The sequence below is a fragment of the Caballeronia sp. LZ033 genome (genome assembly GCF_031451265.1).
In the GTDB taxonomy this organism is placed as follows: Bacteria; Pseudomonadota; Gammaproteobacteria; order Burkholderiales; family Burkholderiaceae; genus Caballeronia.
Genome location: NZ_JARUXQ010000053.1, coordinates 1 through 460 on the forward strand (window position 1 = coordinate 1; position 460 = coordinate 460).

Annotated in this window: 1 protein-coding gene; it reads left to right on the top strand. The window is 61.5% G+C overall.

Annotated elements, in window-relative coordinates:
* On the top strand, positions 1 to 460 hold a 460-nt coding region (locus QCE62_RS35150), incomplete at both ends, for a contractile injection system protein, VgrG/Pvc8 family (protein ID WP_309928037.1).

Genomic DNA, 460 nt, shown 5'->3' on the forward strand with positions numbered 1-460 from the left:
CGCCTCGCTCCCTTATCTCGCGCCCGATCAGATTGCGCTGCCCGAGACCGAAGGCGTCGATCGCTGGCACACCGAGGACAATGTCACCACGGGCCGCTACGTCGTCGATGACTACGACTTCCGCAAGCCCAAGGCGGACCTGCAAAGCCAGCAGGCCAACCCGCTCAGCGATGAACACGGCTCGTACGAGAAGTACAACTGGCAACTCGGCTATGTCAATGGCGACGAGGGCAACCATTACTCGCGCGTGCGGCTCGAAGAAGAGCAGACCGGTAGCGAAAGCGCTCATGGTCACACCAGGATTCGCGCCTTCGCGCCGGGCTATCTGTTCACGTTGACAGGTTGTCCACGAACGGCCGATAACCGCGAGTACCTGATCGTCGGCGCAAGTTATCAGTTTCAAAGCGGCGGCGATGCCAGCGGCAGCAGCACGGCGCGTTACGACACGGAGTTTCTCGCG